At 73.0% G+C, this 13,541-nt stretch carries 12 protein-coding genes; 4 read left to right on the forward strand and 8 right to left on the reverse strand.

Annotated features, from left to right (window positions below; genetic code table 11):
• Positions 1–162 precede the first annotated feature (162 nt).
• Positions 163–1,521, forward strand: coding sequence for a M20/M25/M40 family metallo-hydrolase (locus AC3AGO_RS05650; RefSeq protein ID WP_487819004.1), 1,359 nt, complete (start codon positions 163–165; stop codon positions 1,519–1,521).
• Positions 1,522–1,582: 61 nt separating this feature from the next.
• Here the strand turns inward: AC3AGO_RS05650 and AC3AGO_RS05655 are convergent, their stop codons facing one another.
• Together AC3AGO_RS05655 and AC3AGO_RS05660 are read right to left on the reverse strand one after the other, a co-directional pair.
• Positions 1,583–2,602 carry an NUDIX hydrolase gene (locus tag AC3AGO_RS05655; protein WP_487819005.1) on the reverse strand — a complete coding sequence of 340 codons (1,020 nt, stop codon included), beginning with the start codon at positions 2,600–2,602 and terminating at the stop codon, positions 1,583–1,585.
• Between the two features lie 347 nt (positions 2,603–2,949).
• Positions 2,950–3,879 carry an ROK family protein gene (locus AC3AGO_RS05660; RefSeq protein ID WP_487819006.1) on the reverse strand — a complete coding sequence of 310 codons (930 nt, stop codon included), beginning with the start codon at positions 3,877–3,879 and terminating at the stop codon, positions 2,950–2,952.
• 247 nt (positions 3,880–4,126) lie between these two features.
• Between AC3AGO_RS05660 and AC3AGO_RS05665 the strand changes: the two genes are divergently transcribed.
• Entirely contained in the window at positions 4,127–5,113 is a 987-nt protein-coding gene (locus AC3AGO_RS05665; RefSeq protein WP_487824546.1) for a LacI family DNA-binding transcriptional regulator, read from the forward strand.
• A 304-nt stretch (positions 5,114–5,417) separates the two neighbouring features.
• A complete protein-coding gene (locus AC3AGO_RS05670; RefSeq protein ID WP_487819007.1) occupies positions 5,418–6,071 on the forward strand; it encodes a hypothetical protein in 654 nt (217 codons plus the stop codon).
• 117 nt (positions 6,072–6,188) lie between these two features.
• Here the strand turns inward: AC3AGO_RS05670 and AC3AGO_RS05675 are convergent, their stop codons facing one another.
• From AC3AGO_RS05675 to AC3AGO_RS05700, 6 genes are all read right to left on the reverse strand, one after another.
• The gene (locus tag AC3AGO_RS05675) at positions 6,189–7,748 is read right to left on the reverse strand and encodes a serine/threonine-protein kinase (RefSeq protein ID WP_487819008.1); all 1,560 of its coding nucleotides are present in this window, start codon (positions 7,746–7,748) and stop codon (positions 6,189–6,191) included.
• Between the two features lie 215 nt (positions 7,749–7,963).
• Positions 7,964–9,244, reverse strand: a complete 1,281-nt coding sequence (locus AC3AGO_RS05680; protein ID WP_487819009.1) for a DUF6986 family protein — start codon at positions 9,242–9,244, stop codon at positions 7,964–7,966.
• 266 nt (positions 9,245–9,510) lie between these two features.
• Positions 9,511–10,473, reverse strand: a complete 963-nt coding sequence (locus AC3AGO_RS05685) for an electron transfer flavoprotein subunit alpha/FixB family protein (RefSeq protein WP_487819010.1) — start codon at positions 10,471–10,473, stop codon at positions 9,511–9,513.
• 84 nt (positions 10,474–10,557) lie between these two features.
• Entirely contained in the window at positions 10,558–11,343 is a 786-nt protein-coding gene (locus AC3AGO_RS05690) for an electron transfer flavoprotein subunit beta/FixA family protein (protein WP_487819011.1), read from the reverse strand.
• Between the two features lie 190 nt (positions 11,344–11,533).
• Positions 11,534–12,034 carry a flavin reductase family protein gene (locus AC3AGO_RS05695; RefSeq protein WP_487819012.1) on the reverse strand — a complete coding sequence of 167 codons (501 nt, stop codon included), beginning with the start codon at positions 12,032–12,034 and terminating at the stop codon, positions 11,534–11,536.
• Positions 12,035–12,134: 100 nt separating this feature from the next.
• Positions 12,135–12,536 carry a TlpA family protein disulfide reductase gene (locus tag AC3AGO_RS05700; RefSeq protein ID WP_487819013.1) on the reverse strand — a complete coding sequence of 134 codons (402 nt, stop codon included), beginning with the start codon at positions 12,534–12,536 and terminating at the stop codon, positions 12,135–12,137.
• A gap of 231 nt (positions 12,537–12,767) precedes the next feature.
• Between AC3AGO_RS05700 and AC3AGO_RS05705 the strand changes: the two genes are divergently transcribed.
• Positions 12,768–13,499 carry a lysophospholipid acyltransferase family protein gene (locus AC3AGO_RS05705; RefSeq protein ID WP_487819014.1) on the forward strand — a complete coding sequence of 244 codons (732 nt, stop codon included), beginning with the start codon at positions 12,768–12,770 and terminating at the stop codon, positions 13,497–13,499.
• Positions 13,500–13,541 lie beyond the last annotated feature (42 nt).

Raw genomic sequence — 13,541 nt, forward strand, 5'->3', positions numbered from 1 at the left:
GCAATCCCGCTGCTGATGAATAAGCCGTCCGCATCCTACGGCGCGCTTGCGCGCCGACCTGCTGTGGGAGGATCGACGGCGCCCTTCGTACGTGTCTGTCTGCCCTGCGCAGAACGTACGTGGCACGACAATTCCAACGACACGTCTTCCAGGAGCGTTCCCATGCCGACCGTCGCCGAGGCCGTCTCCGCGCTGATGCCCCGCGCCCGGGAGGAGCTGGCCGAACTGGTCGCCTTCCGGTCCGTGGCCGACGAGGCGCAGTTCCCGCGCAGCGAGTGCGAGGCCGCGGCGGAGTGGGTCGCGGACGCGCTGCGCGCGGAGGGCTTCGAGGACGTCGCGCTGCTCGACACCCCGGACGGCACACAGTCCGTCTACGGTCATCTGCCCGGCCCCGAGGGCGCCCCGACGGTGCTGCTGTACGCGCACTACGACGTGCAGCCGCCGCTCGACGAGAGCGCCTGGGCCACCCCGCCGTTCACGCTGACCGAGCGGGAGGACGGCCGCTGGTACGGGCGCGGCGCCGCCGACTGCAAGGGCGGCCTCATCCTGCATCTGCTGGCGCTGCGCGCGCTGAAGGCGGACGGCGGCGGGATCCCGGTGAGCGTCAAGGTCATCGCGGAGGGCTCCGAGGAGCAGGGCACCAGCGGTCTGGAGCAGTACGCGGAGGAGCACCCGGAGCTGCTCGACGCGGACACGATCGTGATCGGCGACGCGGGCAACTTCCGGGTCGGCCTGCCGACGGTGACGGCGACGCTGCGCGGCATGGCGATGCTCCGCGTCAGCGTGGACACCCTCGAAGGGAACCTGCACTCGGGCCAGTTCGGCGGTGCGGCACCGGACGCGCTGGCCGCGCTGATCCGTACGCTCGACTCGGTCCGCGGCCCGGACGGCGGCACCGTGATCGACGGCCTGGAGACAAGCGCGCGCTGGGAGGGCCTCCAGTACACGGAGGAGGACTTCCGCCGGGACGCGAAGGTCCTGGACGGGGTGGAGCTGACCGGCTCCGGCACCGTCGCGGACCGCATCTGGGCGCGGCCCTCCGTCACCGTCCTCGGCATCGACTGCCCGCCCGTCGTGGGCGCCACCCCCTCCGTGCAGGCGGGCGCGCGGGCGCTGGTGAGCCTGCGGGTGCCGCCGGGCGTGGAGGCGGCGAAGGCCGCGGAACTGCTGGCCTCGCACCTGGAGTCGCACGTGCCGTGGGGTGCGCGGATCTCGGTGGAGAAGGTCGGCCAGGGCCAGCCGTTCCGCGCGGACACCAGCAGCCCCGCGTACGCGGCGATGGCCGAGGCGCTGCGCGAGGCGTACGACGGCGAGGAGATGCAGATCGCGGGCCAGGGCGGCTCGATCCCGCTGTGCAACACCCTGGCGTCGCTGTACCCGCACGCGGAGATCCTGCTGACCGGGCTGAGCGAGCCGGAGGCGCAGATCCACGCGGTGAACGAGAGCGTGTCCCCGCAGGAGCTGGAGCGGATGTCCGTCGCGGAGGCGCTCTTCCTCCGCGGCTACGCCCGCATGGGCTGAGCGCCGGCCGGTACGGGCGACAGCCGCGGCCCGTACCGCCCCGCGTGGGCGCCGGTGCGGGTCAGCCCACCGGGACGCCTGCCTCCAGATAGCGCGGGCGTCCCTCGCCGCGGGCGTGCAGGGCGCGGCGCAGCCGTTCCATCCGTACGGGCGGCAGCAGTTGCGCCGCCTCCTCCTCGGTGACGAACCGCCAGCCGCGCAACTCCGCGCCGGGCAGCAGCAGTTCACCCGCCTCGGCGGAGCCGAGGTGCCCGCCGTCGAACAGCAGCCGCAGGCCGCCGTAGCCGGGCGGCTGGGGCGGTTCCCAGTCGGTGACCAGCAGCCGGGGTTCGGTCTCCAGGCGCAGGCCGAGTTCCTCGGCGACCTCCCGTACGCCGGCGCGCGCCGGGGCCTCGCCGGGTTCGACGACGCCGCCGGGGAACTCCCAGCCGGGTTTGTACGTGGGGTCCACGAGCAGCACACGGTCGCGTTCGTCGAAGAGCAGGACACCGGAGGCGACGGTCTCGGACGTCGGTTCCGGGGTCTGCACGATGTCGAGCGTTCCGGCCCCGTCGCGCACCGCCTCGGCCAGCCGCTCGGCGGTCTGACGCGGGGTGAGGTCCGAGGCGTCCACGGTGTGCGCCTCGGCGGTGATCCAGCCGAGCGCCGCCTCGTACGCGGGCAGTTGGCCCAGGCACCAGGTGCGGGCCGCCTCGCCGTCAGTGGCCGCGCATTCTTCTATGCGTGCGCGCAGGATCGTTTCATCTGTGTGCAGCAGGAGGTGCCGGACCTCGATCCTGCGGGCCGCGAGCGCGCCGAAGATCTCGTCGCGGTAGTCCTGCCGGAGCAGCGTCATCGGGGCCACGAGCGGCCCCGGCACCTCGGTCAGCAGGGCGGCCGCCGTGTCGGCCACCAGCCGCCGCCAGGACGGCAGGTCCTGGAAGTCGTCGACCTGGGCGAGCCGTTCCTTGGGCAGCATGGCCCGCAGGCCCACGCCGATGAGTTCCGGGTCGAAGAGTGTGCTTCCCGGAAGCAGGTCCAGGAGTTCGTTCGCCGCCGTGGTCTTGCCCGCCCCGAAGGCGCCGTTGAGCCACACGATCACGGTCCGTTCCCCCTCTTCCGCCGTCGCCTCCGTTCACGTGCCCGCTCCACCCTGCCACGGAAACGCACCGGGGCCGCTCCGTCGCAATCCGACAGGGTGCGCAGCGCACAGATGTGACGGGGCGGCAGAAGGCGGGAGGGAGAAGGGACGAGGGGCAGACCGCCGAGGCCCGGACCCACAGATTCCGGTCCGCGACCGCACCAGAGCCCCATCCGCCACGCCCTCATCCCCCGCCACGCGGACGCCCGTTGAGCGGGCCGCCGGGGGGCGCTCGTCCGTCAGCCGGGGCGCGGGGCTCGGGTTCCCGCAGAGACGGGACGCGGAGGGGGCGGCTTTCGCCGGGGCGGTCAGTGTTCGCTGAGGCAGATCGCCGCCGCGCCGACCAGGCCGGCGTCGGTGCCGGTCTGGGCCGGGGCGAGTTCGAGGCCGCGGACGAACGAGAGCGTGGCGTACTCGTCCAGCGCGCGCCGCAGCGGCGCGAACAGCACCTCGCCCGCGTTCCCGACACCGCCGCCGATCACGGCGATCTCGATCTCGACGAGGGTGGCGGTCGCGGCGATCCCCGCGGCCAGCGCCCGCGCGGCCCGCTCGAAGGAGGCCACCGCCACGGGGTCGCCCTCCCGCGCCGCTGCCGCCACCGCCGCGGCGCTGGTGTCGCCGTCCGGGCCGGGACGCCAGCCGTGGTCCAGCGCCCGGCGGGCGATGTTGGGGCCGCTGGCGATGCGCTCCACGCAGCCGCGGCCGCCGCAGGGGCAGAGGTCGCCGTCCATCTCGACGCTGATGTGGCCGATGTGCCCGGCGTTGCCGGTGGGGCCCGCGTACGGCTTGCCGGCCAGCACCAGACCGCCGCCGACGCCGGTGGAGACGACCATGCACAGCGCTCCCGTACGGCCGCGCGCCGCGCCGTGCCAGTGCTCGGCCGCGGTCATGGCGACGCCGTCGCCGACGAGGGTCACCGGCAGCGCGCCGGTGTGCTCGCGGACGCGCGCGACGAGGGGATAGTCCACCCAGCCGGGGATGTTGACCGGGTTCACCGTGCCGGCCTTGGCGTCCACGGGGCCGGCGCTGCCGATGCCGACGGCCCGGACGCGCGGCCACTCGGCGGCCGCCGTGAGCTCGTCCAGCACCTCGCCGGCCGCGGCCATCACGCTCTCGCCGTCACCCTTCGGCGGGGTGGGCCGCCGGGACCGTACGAGCAGCTCGCCGCTGCCGTCCACCAGGGCACCCGCGATCTTGGTGCCGCCGATGTCGAGGGCGGCGACGAGGTCGGTAGGCATGGGCGTGGCTCTCCTGGTGACGGGCCGGCCGCTCCCCCTGCGGGAACGGCGCGAGGACAGTGTGGTCGTTTCTGACAACGTTGTCCAGCCACCGGCTGTCCCCGTTATGCTGCTGGGGCCCGTACAACTGCCCGGCCGTTGCCGCGCATCCCGCTCGTACGTACGACAAGGACTGGACTCCGTGGCCGAAACCGCACGCGCCGTCACCGCCCGTACCTCCGAGCACCGTTACGGTACCCGGCCGACCATGAAGGACGTCGCCGCACGCGCCGGTGTCGGTCTCAAGACCGTCTCCCGTGTCGTCAACGGCGAGGCGGGCGTGTCCCCGGACACGGAGCGGCGGGTGCAGGAGGCCATCACCGCGCTCGGGTTCCGCCGCAACGACAGCGCGCGGGTGCTGCGGAAGGGCCGCACCGCGAGCATCGGGCTCGTCCTGGAGGACCTGGCCGACCCGTTCTACGCGCCGCTCAGCCGCGCCGTCGAGGAGGTCGCGCGGGCGCACGGCGCACTGCTCATCAATGGTTCCAGCGCGGAGGACCCGGAGCGGGAGCGGGAGTTGGTGCTCGCCCTGTGCGCGCGCCGGGTCGACGGGCTGATCGTCGTGCCCGCGGGCGACGACCACCGCTATCTGGAGCCGGAGATCGCCGCCGGGGTCGCCACGGTCTTCGTCGACCGGCCGCCGGAGCGGATCGAGGCGGACCTCGTACTGTCCGACAGCTTCGCCGGCGCCCGCGACGGCGTGGCCCATCTGATCGCGCACGGGCACCGCAGGATCGGGTTCATCGGCGACCGCGGCGGCATCCACACCGCGAACGAGCGGCTGCGCGGCTACCGCGCCGCGATGGAGCAGGCGGGACTGCCCGTGCACCCCTCCTGGGTGGCGCAGGGGACCACGGAGCCGGAGCGCGTACGTGCCGACGCGGCGCGGCTGCTGTCCGGGCCCGAGCCGGTCACCGCGTTCTTCGCGGGCAACAACCGGGTGACGGTCACGCTCGTACGGGTCCTCGCGGACCGCGAACAGCCCGTCGCGCTCGTCGGGTTCGACGACTTCGAGCTCGCCGACCTGCTGTCGCCGCCGGTCACCGTCGTGGCGCAGGACTCCGCCGGGCTCGGCCGCAGCGCGGCGGACCTGCTCTTCCGCCGCCTCGACGGCGCGGACGACGCCCCGCGCCGACTGGCCCTCCCCGCACGTCTCATCGCCCGCGGGTCGGGCGAACTCCCCCCGTACGAATAGGCAGTTCCGTCCGGGCCACCGGGCGGAGCACGAGAGCCGCTGCATCGTTCGGCGGACTGCTCCGGCCTGCATGTCGTCCGTCGCGCCGATGTCCCGGTCCTGGCGCGCATGGTGCGCTTGATGCGACAGCCGGGGCCGAGTGCCTGCGGACGTACGGCGGTACGGGGCGCTGTGTCTTTCCCCTGTACGCGAAGCGTTTCCGGCGTGCGCGAACGACGCGGCGATCCGGTTCCTGACACCGGGCAGCGCCCGGCACGGACCGCGTCGGCGCCGCGGCGCAGGGCAAGCAGCGGGGAGTGGAGACATGTTCGAGGAGTGGCAGCGGCGTCGGGCTGCGCAGCGGGTCAAGCCGGGAGACGGGCGCCCGTTGAAGCGTTTCCGCTGGTGGCAGCTGTTTTCCCGCTCGCTGTTCCATCTTCGGCTGACGAACGACGACGGCCGTGAGGCGGTCTACTCCGTCGACGTCAGGCATGGCGGGAATCCGTCGTCCGGCAAGGTCGAGGCCCAGCTGTACCTCGATGGCAGGAAGCACGCCCGGTCCGGACTCCCCGCCGCCTTCCCCGTCCAGGGCGGCATCGTGGAGGTGAGGAAGAGCGGTTTCGGTCTCAAACGCTGCCACTACGTCACCGACGAGGGGGCCGAGCACCAACTCGTCCCGGACCGCGACTCCGCCGAGGGACGCCGCGCGCACCTCGACCGCGCGCACCCCGCGCTGAGCCGTCGGCTCGCTTCCCTCTCGGTGACCGTGCTCGTCATCGCTCTGGCTCTCGTCATCCCGCAGGTCATCGAACAGGCCACCCGGCCGGACGAGATCTCCCGGTACACCGGGGCCTTCACCGCGCCCATCGACCTGCCGGCATGGCTCAACACCATGATCGGGCTCGGTACCGCGGCGGCCAGCACGGAGCGGGCACTGCGGCTGAAGCACAGCCGGCTGCTGGACGGAGCGGCAGGCTGATCCGGTGCTCGCCGAGGGTGCGCGTCCGGCCGAACCGGCCCTGATCCGGCCCCGGTTCGCGGCGCGGACCGTACGCGGACGGCCCTCGCGTGCTGCTGCCCGCCGGCCCGGAGGGCGTCAGCAGAGGGGGAGGCCGGGGACGGGCTGGTCGTTCTCGCCGCCCTTGAGGTAGACGTCGCTGACGAAGACGTTCTTGTTGCCGCTGTCGTCGTCCGTCTTCGCCCACCAGATGTTGGTCCAGTTTCCGCTGGTCTCACGGTGGGGCGTCTTCTGCTGGCAGTAGAAGTAGTTGGCGCCCTTCTCGAGGGTGCCGGCGGGCTTGTGCGCGGCGTCGTAGGTGGTGACGGACTGCCACACCTCGCAGTTGTGCTTGCCGGCTCCGGCCGGGCTGCAGGCCTGCGGCGCCGCGGAGGCGCTCCGCGAGGGGCCCGGCTTCGCCGCGTCGTCCTGGCCGGCGCCGGAGCCTTCCTGCCGCGCGGTGTCGGAGGGCCGCTTCGTGCCGGCGCTCTCCGGGCTCTCCGGGGTGAGGAAGGAGTACGCCACGACCCCGGAGCCCAGCAGCACGAGCGCCGCGACGGCGGCGAGCACCACGGACGGCCCGCGCCGGCCGCCGGGGCCGGGGGTGTTGACCGTACTGTCGCCGCCGCCCGCGGGCGCGCCGCCGGCCGGTGCAGGGGCCGAACTCCCGGGCGGAACCGACCCGTTCCCGGTGAGGGGTGTGGGGGCGCCGACCCCCGGCGCAGGCGCGGCGGCCGTCGGGCCGAGGCGCATGGTGCCCGTGCCGGGCGGGGGCGGCGGGAGGGGGTCGCCGGCCGCCACGGCGTCGAGGAGGGCCGCGGCACGCCGGGCGTCGGCGCGCAGAGCCGGGTCCTTGTGCAGGAGTTCGGCCAGGGCGGGGCCCAGCGCTCCGGCGCGGCGCGGCTCCGGCAGCGGGTCCGTGACGATCGCGGCGAGCGTCGACCACGTCGAGGTGCGCCGGAACGGGGAGGCGCCCTCCACCGCCGCGTACAGCGTCGCGCCCAGGGACCACACGTCGGAGGCCGGTCCCGGCTGTTCGCCGCGGGCCCGTTCGGGCGCCAAGTAGTCGAGGGAGCCGACGAGTTCGCCGCTGCCGGTGAGCCGGGTGGCGGAGCCGTCGCCGGGGTCCTCCATGGCGGCGATGCCGAAGTCGGTGAGGACGACCCGGCCGGTCCGTTCCAGCAGGATGTTGCCGGGCTTCACGTCCCGGTGCAGCACTCCGGCCTCGTGCGCCGCGGCGAGCGCGTTCAGGACACGGGCGCCGACGGACGCGGCGTACACCGGGTCGAGGGGCCCGTTGCTGTGCAGTACGTCCTCGAGGGAGGTGCCGTCGACCAGTTCCATCACGATGACGGGCCGGCCCTCGTGCTGTGTCACGTCGTGTACGGCGATCACGCCGGAGTGCCGGACGCGGGCCGCGGCGCGCGCCTCGCGCTGCATTCTGGTGCGCAGGTCGGCCAGTTCGGCCGTGGCGGCGTCCGCGTAGGCGCGCAGTTCCTTCAACGCGACCTCGCGGCCCAGCACTTCGTCGACGGCCCGCCAGACGACGCCCATGCCGCCGCGCCCGAGCCGGGCGGTCACACGGTAGCGGCCGGCCAGCACCCGGCCCGGACCGCCGTCGGACGGCTCCTGCCGCTCCTGCTCCCCGGGTGTCTGCACTGCGCCTTCCCTGTGTCGCCGGTGCCTGTCGAGGGGGCACAGCCTACGGCGCCGGAGTGGCGTGCGGGACCACAGGGAGGCGGGGTGGCACTGTTCTGCGCGGCATCTTCACGGACGCCCGGCGCCGCCGCGCAGGCCCACGCACACCCCGAACGTACGGACCGTCCGGCGCCGTTGCGCACGTGCACGCGCGGCGCCGGGCGGCCGTCACGGCGTCAGGCTGCGGCCGGGCGGCCCGCCAGCTTGTCGAGGTCGGCGCGGGTCATACCGGCGAGCTTGGCGACCTCGCCGACGGTGAGCGCGCCGCAGTCGATGCCGCGCAGCAGGTAGTTGCTGAGCGCCTTGGCGGTGGCGGGCTCGTCCATGACGTCGCCGCCGGAGGCGTTCACGTACGCGGCCAGCCGCGCCGCGGCCTTCTCGAAGCCCTCGCGGTAGAAGGCGTACACGGCGGCATAGCGGGTGGGCAGGTGGCCCGGGTGCATGTCCCAGCCCTGGTAGTAGGCGCGGCGCAGGGAGCGGCGTACGAGGTCGTGGTGCAGCTTCCAGGCGCGGTGGACGTTCTCGCGGGAGCCGACGGGCAGCACGTTGGTCGAGCCGTCGGAGAGCCGTACGCCGGTGCCGGCCGCGGCGACCTGCATGACGGCCTTCGCGTAGTCGGCCGCCGGGTGGTCCATCGCCTGGTAGGCGGCGCTGACGCCGCAGGAGGCGCTGTAGTCGAAGGTGCCGTAGTGCAGCGAGGTGGCGCGGCCCTCGGCGGCCTCGATCATCGGCGCGACGGTGGCGCGCCCGTCGGAGCCGAGGATGGACTGGGTGGTCTCGACCTGGATCTCGAAGCCGATCCGGCCGGGCTCCAGGCCGCGCGCCTTCTCGAACTCCTCGCACAGCCGCACCATCGCGGAGACCTGCTCGGGATAGGTCACCTTGGGCAGGGTCAGGGTGAGCCCGTCGGGCAGTCCGCCGGCCTCCATCAGGCCGGTGAGGAAGATGTCGAGGGTGCGGATGCCACGCTCGCGGACGGCGGCCTCCATGCACTTCATGCGGATGCCCATGTACGCGGGCGCGCCGGGCTGTCCGGCCGCGGCGGCCACCAGGCGGGCGGCGTCGGCTGCGGCCGCGTCCTCCTCGGCGTCGGGGCGCGGGCCGTAGCCGTCCTCGAAGTCGATGCGCAGGTCCTCGACGGGCTCGCGCTCCAGCTTGGCCCGCACGCGGTCGTACACGGCGGCGGCGAGCTCCGGGTCCATGCCGGTGGCGGAGGCCAACGAGGCGGCGTCCGGGGCGTGTTCGCCGAGCAGCGCGAGCGCCTGGTCGCCCCATTCGCGCACGGTGTCCGGGGTGACCACGTTGCCCGGGACGTAGACGGTGTGGACCGGCTGTCGCGTACCGGGGTCTCCCGGGTAACGCCTGGCCAGCTCGGCGTCGACGGGGGCGAGCCGCGCCCCGATGTCCTCGCGTACGGTGCCCGCAAGGCTCGTCGTCACCGTCTGCTGCTCGCTCACGCTGCACTCCCCTTTTTCGCTGTACTGTCCCGGCTACTTTTCCGGCTGCCGGAAGCAATCATTCGCATAGCGAAGTTATCCGTGCCGCTCCCGCCGGTCAACACCTTGTTGCGCCGACCCCGGCCCGCCCTCCGTGTGCGCGGCCCGGAGCCGGTCCCCACGGCCCTCTCGACGGGCCCGTGAACGACCCCGGTACGACTCCGCCCCCGGACACGCGCGCTGCGTGGCCGGGGGCGGGGCGGAGTGCCGGAAAGACCCGAAAGGGGTCAGCCCTTGCGGGTGTTGACCTCTTCGGTCAGGGCGGGGACGACCTCGAAGAGGTCGCCGACGATGCCGTAGTCGACGAGGTCGAAGATCGGCGCTTCGGCGTCCTTGTTGATCGCGACGATGGTCTTGGAGGTCTGCATGCCGGCGCGGTGCTGGATCGCGCCGGAGATGCCCGCGGCCACGTACAGCTGCGGCGAGACGGACTTGCCGGTCTGGCCGACCTGGTTGGAGTGCGGGTACCAGCCGGCGTCGACCGCGGCACGCGAGGCACCCACGGCCGCGCCGAGGGAGTCGGCGAGGGACTCGATGACGTGGAAGTTCTCCGCGCCGTTCACGCCACGGCCACCGGAGACCACGATCGCGGCCTCGGTCAGCTCCGGACGGCCGCTCGACTCGCGCGCGGCACGCGAAGTGACCTTGGTGCCCTTGGCGGCCTCGCCGAAGGACACGCTCAGCTGCTCCACCGCGCCGGCGGCCGGGGCGGCCTCGGGGGCCGCGGAGTTGGGCTTGACGGTGATGACCGGGGTGCCGGTGGTGATCCGCGACTTGGTGGTGTAGGCGGCGGCGAACGCCGACTGCGAGGCCACCGGACCCTCGTCCGAGGCCTCCAGGTCGACGGCGTCGGTGATGATGCCGGAGCCGATGCGCACCGCGAGACGCGCGGCGATCTCCTTGCCCTCCGCGGAGGAGGGCACCAGCACGGCGGCCGGGGAAACCTGGTCGTAGGCGGCCTGCAGGGCGTCCACCTTCGGCACGACGAGGTAGTCGGCGAACTCGGGCGCGTCGGCGGCCAGCACCTTGGTGGCGCCGTGCTCGCCGAGGACCTTCGCGGCCTCCTCGGCGCCCGGGCCGAGGTGGACGGCGACCGGCTCGCCGACACGGCGGGCCAGGGTCAGCAGCTCCAGGGTGGGCTTGCGGACGGCTCCGTCCACGTGGTCGACGTAGACAAGGACTTCAGCCATGGGAATGTTCTCCTGCCGGGAAAGAAAGGGGAGTTGAGCGAGAGGGGAGCGGGCTCCGCCGGGGGAGCCGCGTCACAGCAGGGCTCAGATGAACTTCTGGCCCGCGAGGTACTCGGCCAGCTGCTTGCCGCCCTCGCCCTCGTCCTTGACGACCGTGCCCGCGGTGCGCGCCGGACGCTCGTTCGCCTCGTCGACCTTGGTCCAGGCGCCCTCGAGACCGAAGTCGTCGCCGTCCAGGTCCAGGTCGTCCAGGTCCAGCGCCTCCACCGGCTTCTTCTTCGCCGCCATGATCCCCTTGAAGGAGGGGTAACGGGCCTCGCCGGACTGGTCGGTGACCGACACGACGGCCGGCAGCGACGCCTCCAGGTGCTCGGTCGCGGTGTCGCCGTCACGGCGGCCGTTGACCTTGCCGTCGGTCACCGAGACCTCGGACAGCAGCGTCACCTGCGGCACACCGAGCCGCTCGGAGAGGGTGGCCGGCAGCACGCCCATGGTGCCGTCGGTCGAGGCCATACCGCAGATGACCAGGTCAAAGCCGGTCTTCTCGATCGCCTTGGACAGCACCAGCGAGGTCCCCAGCGCGTCCGTGCCGTGCAGGTCGTCGTCCTCCACGTGCACGGCCTTGTCCGCGCCCATCGACAAAGCCTTGCGCAGCGCGTCCTTCGCGTCCTCGGGGCCGACGGTCAGCACGGTGACCTCCGCGTCGTCCGCCTCGTCGGCAATCTGCAGCGCCTGCTCGACCGCGTACTCGTCGAGCTCCGAGAGCAGGCCGTCGACCGACTCGCGGTCAGTGGTCAGGTCCTCGGCGAAGTGCCGGTCGCCGGTGGCGTCGGGCACGTACTTCACACAGACAACGATCCTCAAGCTCACGCCGGCTCTCCTACTGCTGCTTGTCTTACGTTTCCGGTCCGCGTGGACCTCAGCTGCCGTCCACAATATTACTCGTCAGTACACTCTCGTCATTCCCCGGATTCAAGCCCGGTGAACTGTGACGTTGCCAACGCGTAACAGGCCCTGCGGACAGCGTTCGGGCCCGTCTGTCAGGCGGTCCGCCCGTCACTCAATCACGCAGCGCGTTGAAGCGCCCACGGTGGTACAGCAACGGCCGCGCGCCATCGGTGGATTCACCCACGTCGACCTCGGCCAGCACCAGACGGTGGTCCCCCGCGGGAACGCGCGCGACGACACGGCACACCAGCCAGGCGACGACGTCCTCCAGCACCGGCACACCGTGCGGGCCCGTGTGCCAGCGCGTCGGGGCGGCGAAGCGGTCGGCGCCGCTGCGCGCGAATGTGGCGGCCAGCTCCCGCTGTTCCTCGCCGAGCACGTGCACGCCGACGTACTCGGCCTCGGCCACCGCCGGCCAGCTGGACGCGCCGGTGCCGATGCCGAAGGACAGCAGCGGCGGTTCGGCGGCGACGGAGGTGAGGGAAGTGGCCGTGAAGCCGGCAGGTTTACCTGCGCCGGATGCGGTGACCACGGCGACACCGGCCGCGTGCTGCCGGAACGCGGCACGCAGCAGGCCGCTGCGGAGATCTGTTCCGGTTTCCGTCGCGCTCACCTGCTGCTCCCTGACCACATAACGTCACCCTGACGATACGGGGTGCGGAGCGTCAAGCCCGGTACGGGCGATGGGAGGCGGATCACCGGATGCGTACCAGTCACGCGACGGCCTCGCCGAGCGCGGCGATGACGTCCGCCTTACGGGGCTGGCCCGTCGCCCGGCGCACGACCCGGCCGTCCGGACCGAGCACGAACACGGTGGGGGTGCCCAGCACCTCCAGCCGCCGGACGAGCTCCAAGTGGGCCTCCGCGTCGACCTCCACGTGCAGTACGCCCTCGACCATGCCGCCGACCTCGGTCAGCGTGCGCCGTGTCGCCCGGCAGGGCTGGCAGAACGCGCTGGAGAACTGCACCAGCGTCGCCCGCTCCCCCAGCCGTTCCACACCGATGTCCTCGGCGGTCAGCCGCTCGCCGTCGTCGCGCGCCCGCACCCGGTATCTCCGATCTCTCGTCCCCGCCTGCAGATCCGTCTGCAGCCCGTCCTCGTCTGCAGCGTTCACACGGCCGATGGGATTCCCCTCTCTGTACACCCGTGATGTACGTCCGTTGCATGAGCACGTGACGAGGATCTCCCGATCGGTACGCCCCGGACCTGGTCATCCGTCCGCAGGGTGAGGAACCATTCCGGGAAGCCCGAAGTTACGCCTGCGTAAGTAGCGGGCAGCCGGCGGGACCCGCTGTGACGCCGCACCCGGCCGCAGCTCCGCAGGCAACCACATGAAGGGACCCCGATGGCTGACCTCGTCTATCCGCCGGTGATCGGCATGGCGCGCACCTGGTTCAAGGCGCTCGACCTGCGCTTCGACATGCAGGGCACCGAGCACGTGCCGCAGCGCGGCGGCGCTGTACTGGTCAGCAACCACATCAGCTACCTCGACTTCGTCTTCAGCGGCCTGGCGGCCCGCCCCGCGAAACGCCTGGTGCGGTTCATGGCGAAGGAGTCGGTCTTCCGGCACAAGGTGTCCGGGCCGCTGATGCGCGCGATGAAGCACATACCGGTGGACCGCGCGCAGGGCGAGCACGCCTACAGGCACGCGCTCAAAGCACTGCGCTCCGGCGAGATCATCGGTGTCTTCCCGGAGGCGACGATCTCCCGCTCCTTCACCCTGAAGGACTTCAAGTCGGGCGCGGTCCGGCTCGCGCAGGAGGCGGGGGTGCCGCTGGTGCCGATGGCCCTGTGGGGCACCCAGCGGCTGTGGACCAAGGGCCACAAGCGGGACTTCGGCCGCAACCACATCCCGGTCAGCATCCGCGTCGGCGAAGCGCTGTACCCGGAGCGGGACGAGCCCGCCGTCGGCGTCACCGAGCGGCTGCGCGAGCGCGTCCACGAGCTGCTGGAGGCCGCCCAGCGCGCGTACCCGGCGGCGCCGAAGAACGAGTCGGACTCCTGGTGGGTGCCCGCCCACCTGGGCGGTACGGCGCCGACCCCGGCCGAGGCGAAACTCCTCGACTCACGCGGCTGACGGCACCCGCACCTGACCGGCCGGCCCGCGCGGACGCGGGCC

The sequence above is a fragment of the Streptomyces sp. BL1 genome (genome assembly GCF_057628045.1).